The organism is Rhizomicrobium sp., from assembly GCA_037200385.1.
In the GTDB taxonomy this organism is placed as follows: domain Bacteria; phylum Pseudomonadota; class Alphaproteobacteria; order Micropepsales; family Micropepsaceae; genus Rhizomicrobium.
On the sequence record JBBCGL010000001.1, the window covers coordinates 569,389 to 586,005 of the forward strand.

15 protein-coding genes are annotated in these 16,617 nt (G+C 65.1%); 10 read left to right on the top strand and 5 right to left on the bottom strand.

Annotated features, from left to right (window positions below; translation table 11 throughout):
- Positions 1 to 57: 57 nt before the first annotated feature.
- A complete protein-coding gene (gene metG, locus WDM91_02560) occupies positions 58 to 1,776 on the top strand; it encodes a methionine--tRNA ligase (GenBank protein ID MEI9993451.1) in 1,719 nt (572 codons plus the stop codon).
- Entirely contained in the window at positions 1,773 to 2,267 is a 495-nt protein-coding gene (locus tag WDM91_02565) for a GNAT family N-acetyltransferase (GenBank protein MEI9993452.1), read from the top strand. Before metG ends, WDM91_02565 begins: the two co-directional genes overlap by 4 nt.
- A 10-nt stretch (positions 2,268 to 2,277) precedes the next feature.
- On the opposite strand, the gene WDM91_02570 is transcribed toward WDM91_02565, so the two are convergent.
- From WDM91_02570 to WDM91_02585, 4 genes are all read right to left on the bottom strand, one after another.
- A complete protein-coding gene (locus WDM91_02570; GenBank protein ID MEI9993453.1) occupies positions 2,278 to 3,972 on the bottom strand; it encodes a hypothetical protein in 1,695 nt (564 codons plus the stop codon).
- A 314-nt stretch (positions 3,973 to 4,286) separates the two neighbouring features.
- Positions 4,287 to 4,586 (bottom strand): ankyrin repeat domain-containing protein, encoded by a 300-nt coding sequence (locus WDM91_02575; GenBank protein MEI9993454.1) that lies wholly within the window; start codon positions 4,584 to 4,586, stop codon positions 4,287 to 4,289.
- 528 nt (positions 4,587 to 5,114) lie between these two features.
- Positions 5,115 to 5,846, bottom strand: a complete 732-nt coding sequence (locus WDM91_02580) for an arginyltransferase (GenBank protein ID MEI9993455.1) — start codon at positions 5,844 to 5,846, stop codon at positions 5,115 to 5,117.
- Positions 5,847 to 5,916: 70 nt separating this feature from the next.
- Complete coding sequence (locus tag WDM91_02585; GenBank protein MEI9993456.1) at positions 5,917 to 6,837, bottom strand: flagellar motor protein MotB; 921 nt, start codon at positions 6,835 to 6,837, stop codon at positions 5,917 to 5,919.
- Positions 6,838 to 6,958: 121 nt separating this feature from the next.
- Here WDM91_02585 and WDM91_02590 point away from each other — a divergent pair, with 121 nt between their 5' ends.
- From WDM91_02590 to WDM91_02625, 8 genes are all read left to right on the top strand, one after another.
- Positions 6,959 to 7,444: a flavin reductase family protein gene (locus tag WDM91_02590; protein ID MEI9993457.1), complete on the top strand. Its 486-nt coding sequence runs from the start codon at positions 6,959 to 6,961 to the stop codon at positions 7,442 to 7,444.
- A 408-nt stretch (positions 7,445 to 7,852) separates the two neighbouring features.
- Positions 7,853 to 9,448, top strand: a complete 1,596-nt coding sequence (locus WDM91_02595) for a porin (GenBank protein ID MEI9993458.1) — start codon at positions 7,853 to 7,855, stop codon at positions 9,446 to 9,448.
- Between the two features lie 62 nt (positions 9,449 to 9,510).
- Complete coding sequence (gene pstS / locus WDM91_02600) at positions 9,511 to 10,542, top strand: phosphate ABC transporter substrate-binding protein PstS (GenBank protein MEI9993459.1); 1,032 nt, start codon at positions 9,511 to 9,513, stop codon at positions 10,540 to 10,542.
- 359 nt (positions 10,543 to 10,901) lie between these two features.
- The gene (locus WDM91_02605; GenBank protein ID MEI9993460.1) at positions 10,902 to 11,372 is read left to right on the top strand and encodes a MarR family transcriptional regulator; all 471 of its coding nucleotides are present in this window, start codon (positions 10,902 to 10,904) and stop codon (positions 11,370 to 11,372) included.
- Between the two features lie 10 nt (positions 11,373 to 11,382).
- A complete protein-coding gene (locus tag WDM91_02610) occupies positions 11,383 to 12,516 on the top strand; it encodes an HlyD family secretion protein (GenBank protein ID MEI9993461.1) in 1,134 nt (377 codons plus the stop codon).
- Positions 12,517 to 12,522: 6 nt separating this feature from the next.
- Positions 12,523 to 14,088, top strand: coding sequence for a DHA2 family efflux MFS transporter permease subunit (locus tag WDM91_02615; protein MEI9993462.1), 1,566 nt, complete (start codon positions 12,523 to 12,525; stop codon positions 14,086 to 14,088).
- 4 nt (positions 14,089 to 14,092) lie between these two features.
- Entirely contained in the window at positions 14,093 to 14,968 is an 876-nt protein-coding gene (locus WDM91_02620) for an NAD(P)-dependent oxidoreductase (protein MEI9993463.1), read from the top strand.
- The gene (locus WDM91_02625; protein MEI9993464.1) at positions 14,968 to 15,573 is read left to right on the top strand and encodes a TetR family transcriptional regulator; all 606 of its coding nucleotides are present in this window, start codon (positions 14,968 to 14,970) and stop codon (positions 15,571 to 15,573) included. Before WDM91_02620 ends, WDM91_02625 begins: the two co-directional genes overlap by 1 nt.
- 24 nt (positions 15,574 to 15,597) lie before the next feature.
- On the opposite strand, the gene hemB is transcribed toward WDM91_02625, so the two are convergent.
- Complete coding sequence (gene hemB, locus WDM91_02630) at positions 15,598 to 16,599, bottom strand: porphobilinogen synthase (protein ID MEI9993465.1); 1,002 nt, start codon at positions 16,597 to 16,599, stop codon at positions 15,598 to 15,600.
- Between the last annotated feature and the right edge of the window lie 18 nt (positions 16,600 to 16,617).

Sequence of the window (16,617 nt, forward strand, 5' to 3'; positions counted from 1 at the left end):
GGACGGATTCGCGGCAGAAGTTAATCTGCGCGCCCTTTGTCCAGGCAGTCCCGCAGCATGAAACGCGTCCTCATCACCTCGGCGATCCCCAGCGTCAACGGCGTCAAGCATCTGGGCAATCTCGTCGGCTCGATGCTTCCGGCGGACGTGTTCGCCCGTTTCTGCCGCGCCCGCGGCTACGAGACGCTGGCGATCTGTGCGACCGACGAGCACGGCGCGCCGATCGAGCTTGCCGCCGCCGAGGACGGCATCCCGGTCGCCGCCTATTGCGACAAATGGCATGCGGTCCAGGCCGATCTCGGGAGCCGCTTCGGCCTTTCCTGGGATCATTTCGGACGTTCCTCCTCCGGCCAGAACCGCGAGCTGACCTGGCACTTCGCGCGCCAGCTGTGGAAGAACGGCCATCTCGACGTGCGCACGACCAAGCAGGCCTATTCGGCGACGGATGGCCGCTTCCTGCCCGACCGCTATGTCATCGGGACCTGCCCGCATTGCGGCTATGACCGGGCGCGCGGCGACCAATGCGAGAATTGCACCCGGGTCCTCGATCCCATCGACCTGATCGAGCCGCGCTCCGCGGTGTCCGGCGCAAAGGACATCGAAATCCGCGACAGCGTGCACCTGTTCCTCAAGCAGACCGATTTCATCGAACAGCTGCGCGACTGGATCGCCAGCCACAAGAGCGACTGGCCGGTGCTCGCCACCTCGATCGCCAACAAATGGCTGGATGAGGGGCTGCAGGATCGCGGAATCACCCGCGACCTCGAATGGGGCTTTCCGGTGCCGGACGACATCGCCGACGGCCAGCTCGCGGGCAAGGTGTTCTACGTCTGGTTCGACGCGCCGATCGAATATATCGGCGCGACCAAGGAATGGGCGGACAAGAACCAGCTGACCGAAGACGCCTGGCGCGGCTGGTGGCACGGCGAGGCCGCAAAGGACGTGACCTATGTCGAATTCATGGGCAAGGACAATGTGCCGTTCCACACCATCATCTTTCCCGCGATGATCCTGGGGACCGGCGAGCCTTGGAAGAGGGTCGACCGGCTCAAGGCCTTCAACTACATCAACTACGACGGCGGCAAGTTCTCGACCTCGGGCAAGCGCGGCATCTTCATGGACGGCGCGCTCGACATCCTGCCCGCCGATTACTGGCGCTACTACCTGATGGCGAACGCGCCGGAGAGCTCCGACACCAATTTCACCTGGGAGCATTTCGCCGGCATCATCAACAAGGACCTCAACGACGTCCTGGGCAATTTCGTCAACCGGGTGACGAAGTTCTGCGCCGCGCGCTTCGACGGCAAGGTGCCGGCGGAAGGCGAATACGGCGCGGACGAGGCGGCGCTGTGCGCCGAGCTCGACAAGCGCATCGCACAGTACACGGAATTCCTGGAGGCCACCGAGTTCCGCAAGGCGCTGGGCGAGCTGCGGGCGATCTGGGTCGTCGCCAACGAATACATCACGCGCGCCGCGCCCTGGACGCATTTCAAGGCCGACCGCGCCAAGGCGGCCGCCGGGATCCGGATGGGCCTCAACCTCGTGCACCTGTTCGGACACCTGGCCTGGCCGGTGATGCCGGACGCGGCGCGGGCGATTCATGGCGCGATCCAGCCCGCGCCGACGGTCATTCCGTGGCCGGACGAACCGATGACGCGGTTCCTGCGGCAACTCGAACATGGCCAGACCATCCATCCCACGGACGTCCTGTTCGCCAAGATCACGGACGAGCAGATCGCCGAGTGGCGGATCCGCTTCGGCGGGACGGCCGTTTGAGGATCGCGCGTCTCGCGCCGGAGGACGCCCAAGCCGTTCGCGCCGTGCGGCTCGAAGGTCTCAGGAACCATCCGGAGAATTTCGGCACCGATCACGACGAGGAAGCGTCGCAGCCGATCGCATGGTGGCGCGCGCGGCTAAGCCGTCCCGGCGGCGCCGGCTTCGGGGCCTGGGATGGAAGCGGCGGCCTGGCAGGCATCATCAGCTTCAGCCAGGAGGCTCAGAAGAAGCATCGTCACCTCGGCAGCATCGGCGGCTTCTATGTGTGTCCGTCGTATCGCGGCAAAGGTGTCGGCGACGCCTTGATGCGCGCGGCCCTCGACGCGGCAAAGCAGCATGTCGAACACGTCATGCTCACCGTGACCTCGTCCAACCTGGGCGCGATCCGGCTTTATGCGCGGCATGGTTTCACGGTGGTGGGACGCATGCCGGCCTCCATCCGGGTTGACGGTGTCGATCACGACGAGCTGCAGATGTGGCGGAAGGCGTAGTCGGCTCGTGTCAGGGGCCCTTGCCGCGGAGCGCGAGGTCCTTGAGATCCAGCTGCGCTTTGACGAATGGCTGTTCCATCGCATAAGGGCTGTTCTTGGCGCGACACGCGGACGGGTAGGCGACGGTCTGCGAGGTCCCGCGATTGAGCGCAATGATCTGCTCCTGGCAGGCCGCCGTTTCGGACGGGCGCAGCGCGCGGATCCCTTCGGCTCCATACACGACGGCAACGTTGAGATTCCCCACAACGGCCAGTCCGATCACGGCGGCGAATGCGACCTTCGCAACCGCGCCCCAGCGCGGCGCCGTCAGACCGCGGGGATTCTCCGAGGCTGCCCATGCAAAGCCGTAGACCAACAGGATCATCGGGATCAGGGAGCCGCGCATCGCATAGTTGTGGGACACCGGAAAGGAGACGACCGCGGTGCTCAGCAAAAACAATGTCGACGCGACGGCGACCGCACCCAGGGGCGACTTCAGGAATTTCTGCCCTGCCAGGGCGTAGGCATAGAGCGGTAGCCAGCCCACCTCCAGGATCATCTCGAAGGCGACCACGCCGATTCCGACGACGCCCCAAAAAGCGCTGCCATGATGCATGTCGCGCCAGTAGCGATAAACGATGCCGAGCGCCGGTCCTTCGCCGGAACCGGTGTTGCGGTAGATATAGAGCAGCGGCAGCGCGAGCAGCGCGGCGACCGCCAATCCGGGCAGCAGTTGTCGCGGCCGTTCCCGCAAGACGCGAAGAAGCAGCGGCGACAGGGCGACGAAGCCGCCGAGCACGACGAAGAGCGAGGAGAACAGCGCGAAGCCAAGAAGCAGCCCCGCCGCGAGATAGGCCAGGGGAGCGTCCTTCGGCTTGAGCGTCCGCGGCTCGGTGACGAGCATCACGGCGAACAGGACCGCGACGACCGCAGCCAGGTGCTGCGGCACCCACAGGAACAGGCTGGTGACGGAAGAGAACTGATTGCCGCTCCAGAAGGCGCCCTGCCACCACTCGACATCGACCAGTGCATGATGCTTCCAGGCTGCGTAGAGCGCCGCGGCGCCGTCGGGGACCGCGCCGGCGACGAACAGCGCAATGATCGCAAATTTCCGTGCCGGCGGCGGCAGCACATGCCGCTGAAACAGGATGAAAGCGAAGGCGAAAGCGATGCCGATCAGACCGGCATCGAGCGCATAGGTCGCCTTGATCGCGGGTCCGAGGCCGATCAGCTTCAACAGGCCGGATGCCGCAGCGGCGGGAAGCCAGGCGAGATAGTAATAGTGCAAATAAGCGTCCGGCTGATAGTTCAGCCGCGGCGGGAAATGGGCCGTTGTCACGAGGCTTGCGACTTCCTGGAAGTGCCAGGGATCGTCGGTGGTGATGGCGTCGACCAGATGGCCCGTCAGATATTCGTCCGTATAGAGCATCTGTCGAAGCACCGCGATGAGTGCGGCGTAGCCGAGAAACGCCCACTCGTAGCCGGCCAGAGGCGCCGTATCGGATACGACCGCGACCCGCCGGAAAAGCCAGAAGAAGCCGGCCGCCAGCACGACCAGCACGAGCGGCAGGAGGTCGGCCCTGAGCGCGAAGGCGCATAGCAGCGAGCCCGAGCAGAACGCGGCGGCCAGAATCGCAAGGATGAGCGTAACGCTCGTCCCGGCCGCAGATGTCCGTGTGGCGGTGCCGCGATACGTCACGCCGCTCCGATCCGCCGTGTTCGCCATGCAGGAAGACCATCCCATTCCTGGGACCTGTATAGCAGAAGCGCCGCCGCACGGAATGCGGGACGCCGCCTTGTCCGCGAACGCCGGACATTTTTGTGGGGATATGGATGAAATGGCGTTTGGACCGACTCGGTTCAAGGGGTGGCGGAAAAATAGTTCGTAGACGGAATATCCCCCACCGAGGCACGCCACGCCCGCGATACGCCTGGGGATTTCATCGCCGGCCGGGGGATAAGCAGCGGCGCTCCGGCGCGACGGCGATATTTTATTTCAGAGATATTTTGGCGAGGCTATCTTTGACAAACCGAGGGGTATCACTTGGCGCCGGCTTTCAGAAGTTGCAATTCGATGTCGGTATAGCGGATGTCGTCATCGCTATGCCTGAATGGGCTCGTTCGGGCCAATTTCAGCGCCGTGCTGTCGTACTTGTCCCTCGCATTTACATCTGCCCCTGCGATGAGAAGTGCCCTCACACAATCTACCCTTCCCATCCCGGCCGCATACATGAGCGCAGTTGATCCGTTGTCGGCGCGCGCATTCACATCTTCGCCCGACTCTATTGCAGCATTTAATGCGCTCAGATCGCCATCTGTGGCAGCCTTGAAAATGGTCATTGCAGGGTGCCCTCCCAACGTGTTTACCGCTCGGTCGCAGCACGCGCCTTTAGGGCTTCGCCTTCGCGATCTTCCCCTCGAACCGAGCCTTGTCCTCGTATGCGCCTAGGCGCCTGGCGACGGATTCGAAATCTTGAGACAGAGCGCGTATATTCGCCTGCTTTTTCTTAGTCTTTGGCGATCTTACTTTGGCCATGAGCAAGCAAGCTCAAATTCCCGACTACGAATACGTAGCATATATAGACGAGGCAGGCGATCTCGGTCTTAAGCGGTTGCGTCCCAAGCATCGCTGGGGGCGAGCGAATGGTTTGTCTTGGGGGCCGCAGTCGTTTCTAGGGCCAACGAGGAAGCGGTCAATACTTGGGTTCAGGACATTCTCGAAACCGTTCGCGGCAAGCAAATTCCAGGGCAGCGCCAGGTACTTCATTTTCGGCAATTAAACGACATGCACACGCGCCAGCATTAGCTCTGGGTTTGTCAAAGACAATATCGCCGATATTTTTCCGTCGCGCCGCCGGCGGTCCGGGCCTAAAGCCTTTGCCAGCCGTCCCGGCCCAAAGCTTCCATCGGCTTGAAGCGGGTCTTGTAGGCCATCTTCTCGCTGCCCTCGACCCAATAGCCGAGATAGACATGCGGCAAGCCGCGGCTGCGCGCATCGCGGATGTGGTCGAGGATCATGTAGGTGCCGAGGCTGCGTGCATCCTCGCCGGGATGGAAGAAGCTATAGACCATCGAGACGCCGTCGCGCAGCACATCGGTCAGCGCGCAGGCGATCAGCGGCCCGGGGGTGCCGTTCGTGCTGTGGCGGCGGTATTCCACGATCTGGGTATCGACCGGGGTCTCCTCGACCATCGCGACATAATCGAACAGGCCCATGTCCGACATGCCGCCGCCGGCGTGCCGCGAGTCGAGATAGGTGCGGAGCAGGGCGAACTGCTCCCGCGTCGCCTCGGCCACGACCTCGCTGCGGACGAGATCCGCGTTGCGTCTCTCCACGCGCTTGAAGTTGCGCGAGGGCTCGAATTCGTTGACCAGGATGCGGACGGAGACACAGGCGGAGCAGCCTTCGCAGGCGGGCCGATACGCGATGGACTGGCTGCGGCGGAAGCCGGAATGGGTAAGGGCCTCGCTCAAGGGCTGGGCTAAGGCGCCGGACAGCCGGGCGAACACTTTGCGCTCGATATGGCCGGGCAGGTAAGGGCAGGGCCCGCCGGGCGTCAGGAAAAATTGTGGAACGCGTGCATTATGCTGATCGGTCACGTCTCGGTCCGGCCTCCCCACGGGAGGACTATGACAAAACTCCGGGGCGGGGCGCCAGCCCGCTTTCGCATTACAGTTGATGGCCCGGCGGCACGGGCGGCGCCTCGCGCAACAGGACGATGCTGAGCCGGCGGTTGGCGGAGGCGTTGGGGTCCTCGGGCAGCAGCGGTTCGGACCCGGCCTTGCCGGCGACCTCGTAGATGCGGTCCTGGACCAGGCCGCCGGAGGTCAGGAGCGACCGGGCCGCATTGGCGCGTGCCGAAGAGAGTTCCCAGTTCGTCATCCCGCTCGGCCCCTCGAACGTCGTCGCTTCGGTATGGCCGCTGATCGAGACCCGGTTGGGCAGCCGGTCGATGATTCGGCCGATCTCGGCCAGGAGGCGCTTGGTATAGGGCATGGGCTCCGACGTGCCCTGCTGGAACATCGGGCGGCCATCCTGGTCGACGAGCTGGATGCGCAGCCCTTCGGGCGTGTTGTCGATCATGACCTGCTTGGAAAGCGTGGCGATGTCGGGGTTGTCCTGGATCGCCTGATGGATCGCCTCGGCGGCATGGGCGAAATCGCCGTCCTGCGACGAGGCCGTGCCATGGCCGTCCGCGCTGTCGGTGGCGCCCTGGCTGTTGGCGCTGGCCGCGCCGCCATGGACGGTGCCCGCCTGCGACGAGTGAGTCGGGTTGGCGGGGGAGGAAGGGCTGTTCCTCTGGAAGACGGAGGCCGCGCCGCCCGCCTTGGAGCTGTCCTCGCCCATGACCTTGCCGCCCATCACGCCGCCGGCGCCCGAGACGGTCTGGGCGATGCTCTGCGGCGCGAAATAGTCGGCGATGCCGCGCTTCTGCTCGGGCGTCGTGGTGTTGATCAGCCACATGAGCAGGAAGAAGGCCATCATCGCGGTGACGAAGTCGGCATAGGCGACCTTCCACGCGCCGCCGTGATGGCCGCCGTGACCGCCCTTCTTGATGCGCTTGATGATGACCGCGCCGTCGCTGGCCATAGCCCGAATCCCGCTTTATTACCCTCGTTGGACGGGTGAGACGGTCTTTTCGCCGCCCCATGCCTCGCCTAACGTGCCCTGGAACCATGCCTTATGGCGCCTTAACCGAGTGTGAAACGCGATGACTTTCGATACCCGGGCTTTCCGCAATGCGCTGGGCTCCTTCCCGACCGGAGTCGCCGTCGTGACCACGGCGGTGAGCGCGGAGCATCATCTCGGCATCACGGTCAATTCCTTCACCTCGGTCTCGCTGGATCCGCCGCTGGTGCTGTGGTGCATGGACAAGAAGTCGGACCGCTATCATGCGTTCAGCAAGGCGAAGTCCTACACCGTCAGCATCCTGGGCACGGCGCATCAGGAGGTGTCGTCGCGGCTTGCCAAGCAGGGCAATCACAGCCTCGACGGCATCGCGCTGCGCGCGACCAAGCTGGGACCGCCGGCACTGGCCGACGCCTTGGCATTCTTCGAATGCGAAGCGGAGAGCGTGCACGACGCCGGCGATCATGCGATCCTGATCGGACGGGTGGTCGATTTCTCGCGCCATGAGGAGGGCGCGCCGCTGGTCTTCTTCCGCGGCAAGTATGGCGCGCTGGCACAGGCGGGCTGACATCCGGACAGGCGGTCGCCGCGACACCGTTCGAGGACTGATCGAGTCGATGCCAATGCCGTGCTGCGATCGGCACGTGGCCGGCCATTTTACCCAAGCCCGCGCATGGCGGTACTGCCAGCAGCAACTTGAGCGGAAACGCGGTGCCGAGCGGCGCCGCCGTCACTGTTTTCCATCTCCGCGCCGCCCGCGTTTCCCCGCCCGAAAACCAGGGTTTTGAAAGCGTGTGGGATGCAAAAATGACGCTCTTTGCTGGGAAAAGCGGCTGTCATCTTAGCTTCACAAAACCGTCACTGCGCCGTCGCGCGGCGCTGCGAAGACCGCGCCGGGCAGAGGGCGCGGCGTATTTTGACGTTCCTCTCCAAACCAATTTGAGAGAGGGTCTCTATGAAGGGGAAGTCGTTGTTGATGGCCGGTGTTGCGGTCGTCGCCTTGGTCGCATCTGCGGATGCCGGCCTCGCCAAATCCACTCCGTCCTATGGTGATGCGTCGGCGCCCGCGTCGGCCTCTTCGGGTCCGAGCAATGCCGAACTCGCGGCGCGCATCGACGCGCTCGAAGCCGAGCTCGCCGCCGCCGAAGAGCATCGCAGCGCGGACCATACCCGCCTCTCGACGCTCGAGCAGAATTTCAACGACGTGACGTGGTCGTTCGACAATGGCCGCCCGCAGATCAAGTCGGGCGACGGCCGCTTCACGATGGCGATCCGCGCCCGCTTCCAGGCCGACTTCGCCGGCTTCTCGCAGGACTCGACGCATCCGGCCGGCTTCGCCGGTCCGCGCGATCTGTCGACCGGCGCCGTGATGCGCCGCGCTTATATCGGCATCGAGGGCAAGGCCTATAACGACTTCGCCTACGAACTGCGCCTCAATGCCGGCGGCACGAACGGCGGCAGCGCCGGTGCCGGTGGCGTTCCGACCGCGGGTGAGGGCGATCCGCTGCTCAACAAGGCGGTCATCTCCTACACGGGCATCGCGAACACCCACGTCAATGTGGGCGTGATCGAGCCGTCCTTCATGTTCGAAGGCACGACGTCCTCGGCCTCGCTGATCTTCCTCGAGCGTCCCGAGATCGACAACATCGCCGCCGACTCCTTCGGCGCCGGCGACTCGCGCCGCGGTATCGAAGTCGGCTGGGCGCGCAGCGATGCGCTGTGGGCCGGCGACAACCTGACCGGCACGATCGCCTTCACCGGCGACAAGACGGGCTCGACCGCCAACCACGGCGCCGTCACCACCGACCAGCCGTCGGACGAAAAGAGCCAGCTCCTCGGGCGCGTCACGCAGCGCCTCTGGACGGACGGTCTGTCCAACGTCGTCATCGGCGCGAGCGGCGCGCATGTGTTCTATTCCGGCGACACGAGCACCGCGGGCGTCAACAACCCCAATGGCGGCTCGCAGACGATCAATCTCCAGGATCGTCCCGAGATTCGCGTCGACGGCACCCGCCTGATCAGCACGGGCGGCATCAACGCCAAGACGGCGGACATGTGGGCCCTCGATTTCGGCGCCAACTGGGAGAACTTCTTCCTCGGCGGCGAATACACGCAGTTCACCCTGGATCGCCTGACGGCGGCCGGCAGCAACGTCGTGAAGGACCATCCGACCTTCAGCGGCTGGTATGTCGAAGGTTCGTGGATCCTGACCGGCGAGACCAAGTCGTTCACCACCTCGGCGCTCAACAACGAGACCGGCGGCTTCCAGGCCCCGGTGGCGTCGCGGCCCTTCTCGTTCTCGGGCGACTCGTGGGGCGCCTGGGAACTCGCGGTCCGCTATAGCGACACCGACCTGAACTGGAACACCGCCGTCACGTCCGGCACGCATGCGGGTGTCGCCGGCGGCGACGAACGGGTCGTTGCCGTCGCGCTGAACTGGTACCTGAACCGCAACGTCCGCGTGATGATCGACGACAATATCGTCAAGGTGAACAAGGGCATTCTCGGCAATCTGCATCGCGACGACCAGGATCTGAACATCGTCGGCGTCCGCCTGCAGTTCGCCAACTAAGACCGTTTGGGGCAAAACCGGGAGAGGCCCAGAAAGCCTCTCCCAGACCGAAAGAGGATCACATGAAAATCTCTAGACTCATCACGGGCGCCGTTGCGGGGCTCGCCCTCGCGGCGACCGCGGCGGTCGCGGCCGGAAGCATCTCCGGCGCGGGCGCGACCTTCCCCTATCCGATCTATGCCAAATGGGCGTCGCTCTATAAGGGCGTGAGCGGCACGGGCCTGAACTATCAGTCCATCGGTTCGGGCGGCGGCATCGCGCAGATCAAGGCCAAGACGGTGACGTTCGGCGCGACCGACGCGCCGCTGTCGAAGGCGCAGCTCGACCAGGCCGGCCTGACCCAGTTCCCGACCGTGATCGGCGGCGTCGTGCCGGTGATCAACGTGCGCGGCGTGGGCAACGGCCAGCTCGTGCTGGACGGCAAGACCCTTGCCGACATCTATGCCGGCAAGATCGCGCGCTGGAGCGATCCGGCGATCAAGCGGCTGAACCCCGGCGCCAATCTGCCGGACCAGGCGATCGCGGTCGTCCATCGTTCGGACGCCTCGGGCACCTCGTTCATCTTCACGACCTTCCTGTCGCGCGTCAGCGGCGACTGGAAGTCCAATGTCGGCGCCGCGACTTCGGTCGACTGGCCGGTCGGCATCGGCGCGAAGGGCAATGAAGGCGTGGCCGGCAACGTCGCCCAGGCGGCGGGCGCCATCGGCTATGTCGAATACGCCTATGCCAAGCAGAACCACCTCAACGCGATCCGCATGATCAACAAGTCGGGCAAGACGGTCTCGCCGACCGTCGATGCGTTCAAGGCCGCTGCCGCGAACGCCGACTGGGCAGGCGCCGCGAACAACGGCTTCTACATCATCCTGGTCGACCAAGGCGGCGATGCGTCGTGGCCGATCACGGCGACGACCTACATCCTCGTCTACAAGCAGCCGGTCGACCCGGCCGCGACGGCCGAGACGCTGAAGTTCTTCAAATGGGCCTACGCGAATGGCGACGAAGCGGCGCTGGGCCTCGACTATGTCCCGCTCCCGCAGAACGCCGTCCAGGCGATCGAGGCCAGCTGGAAGCAGGTCCAGGGTTCCGGCTTCTAAGAGACCGGATTCGATGTTTGCGCCAGGGGCGGACGCAAGTCCGCCCCTGTTGCTTTTGGCCTGCCGGAGACCAGCGGCGGCGCCGCATGACCTGCTGGACGGCTGCACGAGACCGCGACCGGGGGTCGCAAGGGCAGAGGAGCCAGGCCAGCCCGCTTCGGCGGCCAGGCTGTCACAAGACCGCCAAGCCACAAAAAGCGGCCGGAAAGGCTACAGAGCGCCCAGCGGCGACGTTGCGCAGGGCTCTGGCCCAGCACGCTGGATGGCACGCAAGCCGATTAAGAAGCCAGCTTAAGGTCTTGCATGATAATATAACGCGCCTTATGTTATCAGAACTAAGGAATTGAGCCTTGAGCCTGATGACGGAATCCTTCGACCGCGACCTGCTGATCGTCCTGCACGATGTCGCCCGCACCCTGCGGACGCGATTCGACCAGAAGGCGCGCGCCAGCCACGCGATGACCCGGGCGCAGTGGGTGATCCTGTCGCGTCTCGATCGCCAGCCCGGGATGTCGCAGAACGAGCTCGCGACGATCTGCGAGGTGGAGCCGATCACCGTCGCGCGCCTGGTGGACCGTCTCGAAACGCGGGGGCTCGTCGAGCGCCGCAACGATCCGTCGGACCGCCGCATCCGCCGCCTTCACCTGCTGCCTGCGGCAAAGCCGATCCTTGAAACCATCGCCGCCACGCGCGAGTTCATGAACCAGCGCATCACCGCCGGCCTCGACGAGAAAACACGCGAGTCGTTGATCGACGCGCTGTTGGTGATCAAAGAGAACCTTGCAAACGAAGCCCTCGCAGAACCCACGCTGATCGAGGCTGGAGAATAGAAAGAACGACATGTCCGTGAGATCCGATTCCGTCAATTATGTCCCGCCCGGCACCGGGGGACGCATCCGCGATTGGCTCGGTGCCATCTGGGGCGACAGGGCGCGGCTGCGCCGCATCCTGATGTATTGGGGCGTGGGCCTTGTCGCCGCGATCGCCGCCCTCCTGTATTTCACCGGCGGGCGCTACGTCACCACGGACGACGCCTATGTCCATGCCGCCAAGCTGATGGTGTCGACCGACGTCTCGGGCCTCGTCCAGACGGTGAACGTGCGCGAAGGTCAGCACGTGAAGACGGGCGAGGTGCTCTTCACGCTCGACCCCAAGCCGTTCCAGATCGCGCTCGACAACGCCAAGGCGGCGCTGGCGCAGACCGTGCTCGACGTCGAAGGCACGCGCGCGCAATACCGGTCCATCCTCGGCCAGATCGCCTCGCAACAGGCGCAGGTCGTGCTCGCCGGGCAGACCTACAACCGCTATGCGGCACTGCAGCGCCAGAACGCCATCGCCGGCACGCAGGTCGACCAGGCGCGCGGCACGCTGGTGAGCGCGCAGGCCACGCTGGTCTCGCTGCAGCAGCAGGCGCGGCAGACGCTGGCCCAGCTCAACGGCAATCCCGATATCTCGGCGACGCAGACGCCGGCCTACAAGCGCGCGCTGGCGACCGTCGCCGAAGCGCAGCGCCAGCTCGACCACACGGTCGTGCGCGCGCCGTTCGACGGCGTGGTCGGCGAGGTCGATTCGCTGCAGCCGGGCACGCTGGTGATCTCCGCCATGTCGGCCTTCACCACGACCAGCGCGGTCGGCCTCGTCTCGTCGAAGGATCTGTGGATCGACGCGAACATGAAGGAGACCGACCTGACCTATGCGCGGTCCGGAAACCCGGTCGACATCACGGTCGACACCTATCCGAGCTGCTCGTGGACCGGCAAGGTCGACGCGGTCTCGGCCGCCTCGGACAGCTCGTTCTCGCCGCTGCCGGCGGAGAACGGAAGCGGCAACTGGGTGAAGGTCGTCCAGCGCATTCCGACCCGCATCAAGATCATCGGCAGCACGTGTTCCAATGTCACGCTGAGCTCGGGCATGAGCGCGACGGTCTCGATCGATACCGGTCACCGCCGCTGGTACCGCATGTTCAACGGGTAAGGGACGATGTCGGCGCACGCCCCCGCCGTTCACACGGCCGAAGCCTATGACAGCAAGCTGGCGCTGTGGATCGTGCTCGCCGCGTCGATGACGGGCACGCTCATGCAGGCGCTGGATTCGACCATCGCCAATGTCGCGCTGCCCTACATGCAGGGCGAGCTGTCGGCGTCGCGCGACCAGATCACCTGGGTCCTGACGTCCTATATCGTCGCCGCGGCGATCATGACCGCGCCGGTGGGCTGGATCGCCTCGCGCTTCGGCAAGCGCAACTTCCTGCTGATCTCATTGACCGGCTTCACCGTCACCTCGATGATGTGCGGCCTGGCGCAGAGCCTGGAGCAGATGATCCTGTTCCGCCTGCTGCAGGGCTGTTTCGGCGCGGCGCTCTCGCCGCTCAGCCAGGCGGTGATGCTCGACCTCTACCCGCCGCACAAGCGCGGCAACATCATGGCGATCTGGGGCATGGGCGTGATGCTGGGCCCGATCCTGGGCCCGACGCTCGGCGGCTATCTCACCGACGCGTATAGCTGGCGCTGGGTGTTCTACGTCAACGTGCCGTTCGGCATCGCGGCGGTGACCGGCATCTGGTTCTTCTTCAAGGATTCGGGGCGCACGCAAGGCCTGCGCTTCGACTGGTTCGGGTTCCTGGCCCTGGCGGTCGGCCTGGCGGCGCTGCAATTGATGCTGGATCGCGGCACGGGGCAGGGCTGGTTCGGCTCGGGCGAGATCATCGCGGAGGCGATCGTCGCGGGAGTCGGCATCTACGTCTTCCTGGTGCACATGGTGCTGGGCAAGAACACCTTCATCCCGATGAAGATCTTCGAGGACCGCAATTTCGTCTCCGGCCTCATCCTGATGTTCGTGATCGGCGCGGTGCTGCTGGCGAGCTCGGCGCTGCTGCCGCCCTTCCTGCAGAACCTGGCGGGGCTCAGCGTGTTCGACACCGGCATGCTGATGGCGCCGCGCGGCTTCGGCACGATGTTCGCGATGATGTTCGCGGGCCGGATGGCGCTGAAGTTCGATCCGCGCGTCCTCATGACCGTCGGTTGCTCGATGCTGCTGTGGTCGATGTGGGACATGGCGGGCTGGACGCCGGACGTCAGCAACAACTGGCTGATCTTCGTGACCTTCATCCAGGGCGTCGGCATGGGCTTCGTGTTCGTGCCGATGAACCTGACGGCCTTCGCGACATTGCCCGGGACGTTCCGCACCGACGGAACGGCGATGACCAACCTGATGCGCAACATCGGCAGCGCCATCGGCGTCAGCGTCACCACGGCGGTGCTGGGCGGCAGCGTCCAGGTCGCGCATGCGCTGCTGACCGGCTATGCGACGCCCTTCAACCGGGCGCTGGGCGTGAACGGCCCCTCGCTGATGATGAGCACGCAGATCCCGTTCGGACTGCAAAACCTCAACAACATGATCGAATACCGCGCCCAGGTGATTGCCTTCCAGAACGACTTCCTGTTCATGTTCTACGCAAGCCTGCCGGCGCTCGCGGTGATCTGGCTGATGAAGCGGCCGCAATTCGCGCCGGGCGCGCCGAAACCCGAAGTCGAAGTAATGGAATAATGCCATGCGCGTCGCTTTCCTGGGACTTGGCGTCATGGGGTACCCGATGGCGGGTCACCTGCAGCGCGCCGGTCACGACCTGACGGTCTTCAATCGCACGCCCGCGAAGGCCGAGAGCTGGGTCGCCGAATATGGCGGGGTTTCGGCACCGACGCCGGCCGAGGCCGCCGCCCATGCCGACGTCGTGCTGTCCTGCGTGGGACGCGACGACGACGTCCGCGAAGTCGCCAATGGCCGCCATGGTGCCTTCATCACGATGAAGCGCGATGCCGTCTTCGTCGACCACACGACCGCCTCGGCCGGCCTGGCGCGCGAGCTGGCGGAAGAGGCGCACCGCCGCGGCATGCATTTCGTCGACGCGCCCGTCTCCGGCGGCGAGCAGGGCGCGAAGAACGGCCAGCTGACGATCATGTGCGGCGGCACCGACGCCGCCTATGCGAAGGCCGAGCCCGTCATGGCGGCCTATGCGCGGCAGTGCCGCCTGATGGGCGATGCCGGCGCCGGACAGCTCACGAAGATGGTCAACCAGATCTGCATCGCGGGGCTGGTGCAGGCGCTGTCCGAAGGATTGAGTTTCGCGCGCGCGGCGGGCCTCGATCCCCTCGCCGTCGTCGAGGTCATTTCGAAAGGCGCGGCGCAATCGTGGCAGATGGAGAATCGCCACAAAACTATGCTCTTGGGACAGTTTCGACATGGTTTCGCCGTAGAGTGGATGCGCAAGGACCTTGCGATCTGCCTGGACGAGGCGCGCCGGAACGGTACGACGCTTCCCGTTACCTCCTTGGTGGATCAATTCTACGCGGAGGTAGAAAAAATGGGTGGTGAGCGTTGGGATACGTCGAGTCTGTTCGCACGCCAGGAAGCGCAGCGGACGTCGTGATGGACATATCCAATTCTGGTGAGGCGCCGCAGCGCGGGCGTGCCTATCATCATGGCGATTTGCGCAACGCGCTGCTGGATGCGGCGCGGAAGATCCTCGAAGAAGAGACGCTTGCCGAGCTCAGCCTGCGGGCGGTTGCGCGTCGCGCCGGCGTCAGCCATGCCGCACCCTATCGCCATTTTCCGAATCACGAAGCTCTGCTGGTCGAACTTGCGATCGAGGGATTCGTGGAGTTGCGCGACGAGCTCGCGGCAGCGAGCAATACCGGCGACGCCGAGTCCGAGCGAATCGCGAATATCGGTGCGGCCTATATGCGGTTCGTCGGGCGGCGGCCGGAGCTGGCGAGCCTGATGTTCGGGCAGCAGCTGCCCAATCGCGATGCCTTTCCGGCGCTCGGCGCGGCGGCGGACGCGATCGGCAACGAGATCGGCACGGCGCTGCACGACACGGCATTGGGTCTGGCCGTCTGGGCCGCCGTGCACGGTCTGGCGATGCTGGTCCTTCGCAACGTGATCGATCTGGGGCAGCGGCGCTCGGGGCTGGACGTCTTGCCGTCGCGGGCGGAGATCATCCTGCGCAGCCTGTTCTCGACCCGCCGGGACTGACCGCCGGGCGACGACGTGGCCGCGTCAGCGCGCCGCCAGCAGCCGTGCCGCCTCACAGGCGAAATAGGTGAGGATGCCGTTGGCGCCGGCGCGCTTGAAGCCCATCAGGCTTTCGAGGATCACCCGATCGCGCTCGAACCAGCCGCGTTCGATGGCGCCCGTCAGCATCGAATACTCGCCCGACACCTGATAGGCGAAGGTCGGCATGCCGAATGCGTCCTTCACGCGGCGTACCATGTCGAGATAGGGCATGCCCGGCTTGACCATCACCATGTCCGCGCCCTCGGCGATGTCGAGCGCGACCTCGCGCAGGGCTTCGTCGCCGTTCGCGGGATCCATCTGATAGGTCCGCTTGTCGCCGATCAGCGCCTTGGCGGAGCCGACCGCGTCGCGGAACGGGCCGTAGAATGCCGATGCGTATTTGGCCGCATAGGCCATGATCAGCGTGTCCTTGAAGCCGTTCTTCTCGAGCGCAATGCGGATCGCGCCGATGCGGCCGTCCATCATGTCCGACGGCGCGATGATATCGCAGCCGGCCTCGGCCTGAACCAAGGCCTGGGCGACGAGAATTTCGAGGGTCTCGTCATTGGCGACGTTCTGATTGTTGCCGTCCATGACTCCGTCATGGCCGTGGCTGGTATAGGGATCGAGCGCGACGTCGCACAGCACGCCGATCTGCGGCACGGCCTTCTTCAGCACGCGCGTGGCGCGGCAGACGAGATTGTTCGTGTTGGTCGCTTCGCGGCCGTCGGGCGTCTTGAGCGTCGGGTCGGTGTAGGGGAATAGCGCGATCACCGGGATGCCGAGCTTGGCCGCGGCTTCGGCCGCCTGCGGCACGAGGTCGACCGAGAGGCGGTCGACGCCCGGCATTGAGGGCACCGGCTCGCGCCGTTTCTCGCCCTCGACGATAAAAATCGGCCAGATGAAATCGGAAGGCGAGAGCGTGTTTTCCGCAACAAGCTTTCGCGTCCAGTCGTGCCGGCGCAAGCGGCGCATGCGCAGGTGCGGGAAACGGGCATCGGTCATGGCGCTGTCATGCCAACT

Excerpts from the sequence above, each read along its gene's own strand:
- WDM91_02625 (MEI9993464.1), top strand. The coding sequence starts at position 14,968 with ATGGACATATCCAATTCTGGTGAGGCGCCGCAGCGCGGGCGTGCCTAT.
- metG (MEI9993451.1), top strand. The coding sequence starts at position 58 with ATGAAACGCGTCCTCATCACCTCGGCGATCCCCAGCGTCAACGGCGTC.
- WDM91_02615 (MEI9993462.1), top strand. The coding sequence starts at position 12,523 with ATGTCGGCGCACGCCCCCGCCGTTCACACGGCCGAAGCCTATGACAGC.
- WDM91_02620 (MEI9993463.1), top strand. The coding sequence starts at position 14,093 with ATGCGCGTCGCTTTCCTGGGACTTGGCGTCATGGGGTACCCGATGGCG.
- WDM91_02585 (MEI9993456.1), bottom strand. The coding sequence starts at position 6,837 with ATGGCCAGCGACGGCGCGGTCATCATCAAGCGCATCAAGAAGGGCGGT.
- WDM91_02610 (MEI9993461.1), top strand. The coding sequence starts at position 11,383 with ATGTCCGTGAGATCCGATTCCGTCAATTATGTCCCGCCCGGCACCGGG.
- pstS (MEI9993459.1), top strand. The coding sequence starts at position 9,511 with ATGAAAATCTCTAGACTCATCACGGGCGCCGTTGCGGGGCTCGCCCTC.
- WDM91_02575 (MEI9993454.1), bottom strand. The coding sequence starts at position 4,586 with ATGACCATTTTCAAGGCTGCCACAGATGGCGATCTGAGCGCATTAAAT.
- WDM91_02590 (MEI9993457.1), top strand. The coding sequence starts at position 6,959 with ATGACTTTCGATACCCGGGCTTTCCGCAATGCGCTGGGCTCCTTCCCG.
- WDM91_02595 (MEI9993458.1), top strand. The coding sequence starts at position 7,853 with ATGGCCGGTGTTGCGGTCGTCGCCTTGGTCGCATCTGCGGATGCCGGC.
- WDM91_02605 (MEI9993460.1), top strand. The coding sequence starts at position 10,902 with ATGACGGAATCCTTCGACCGCGACCTGCTGATCGTCCTGCACGATGTC.
- hemB (MEI9993465.1), bottom strand. The coding sequence starts at position 16,599 with ATGACCGATGCCCGTTTCCCGCACCTGCGCATGCGCCGCTTGCGCCGG.
- WDM91_02570 (MEI9993453.1), bottom strand. The coding sequence starts at position 3,972 with ATGGCGAACACGGCGGATCGGAGCGGCGTGACGTATCGCGGCACCGCC.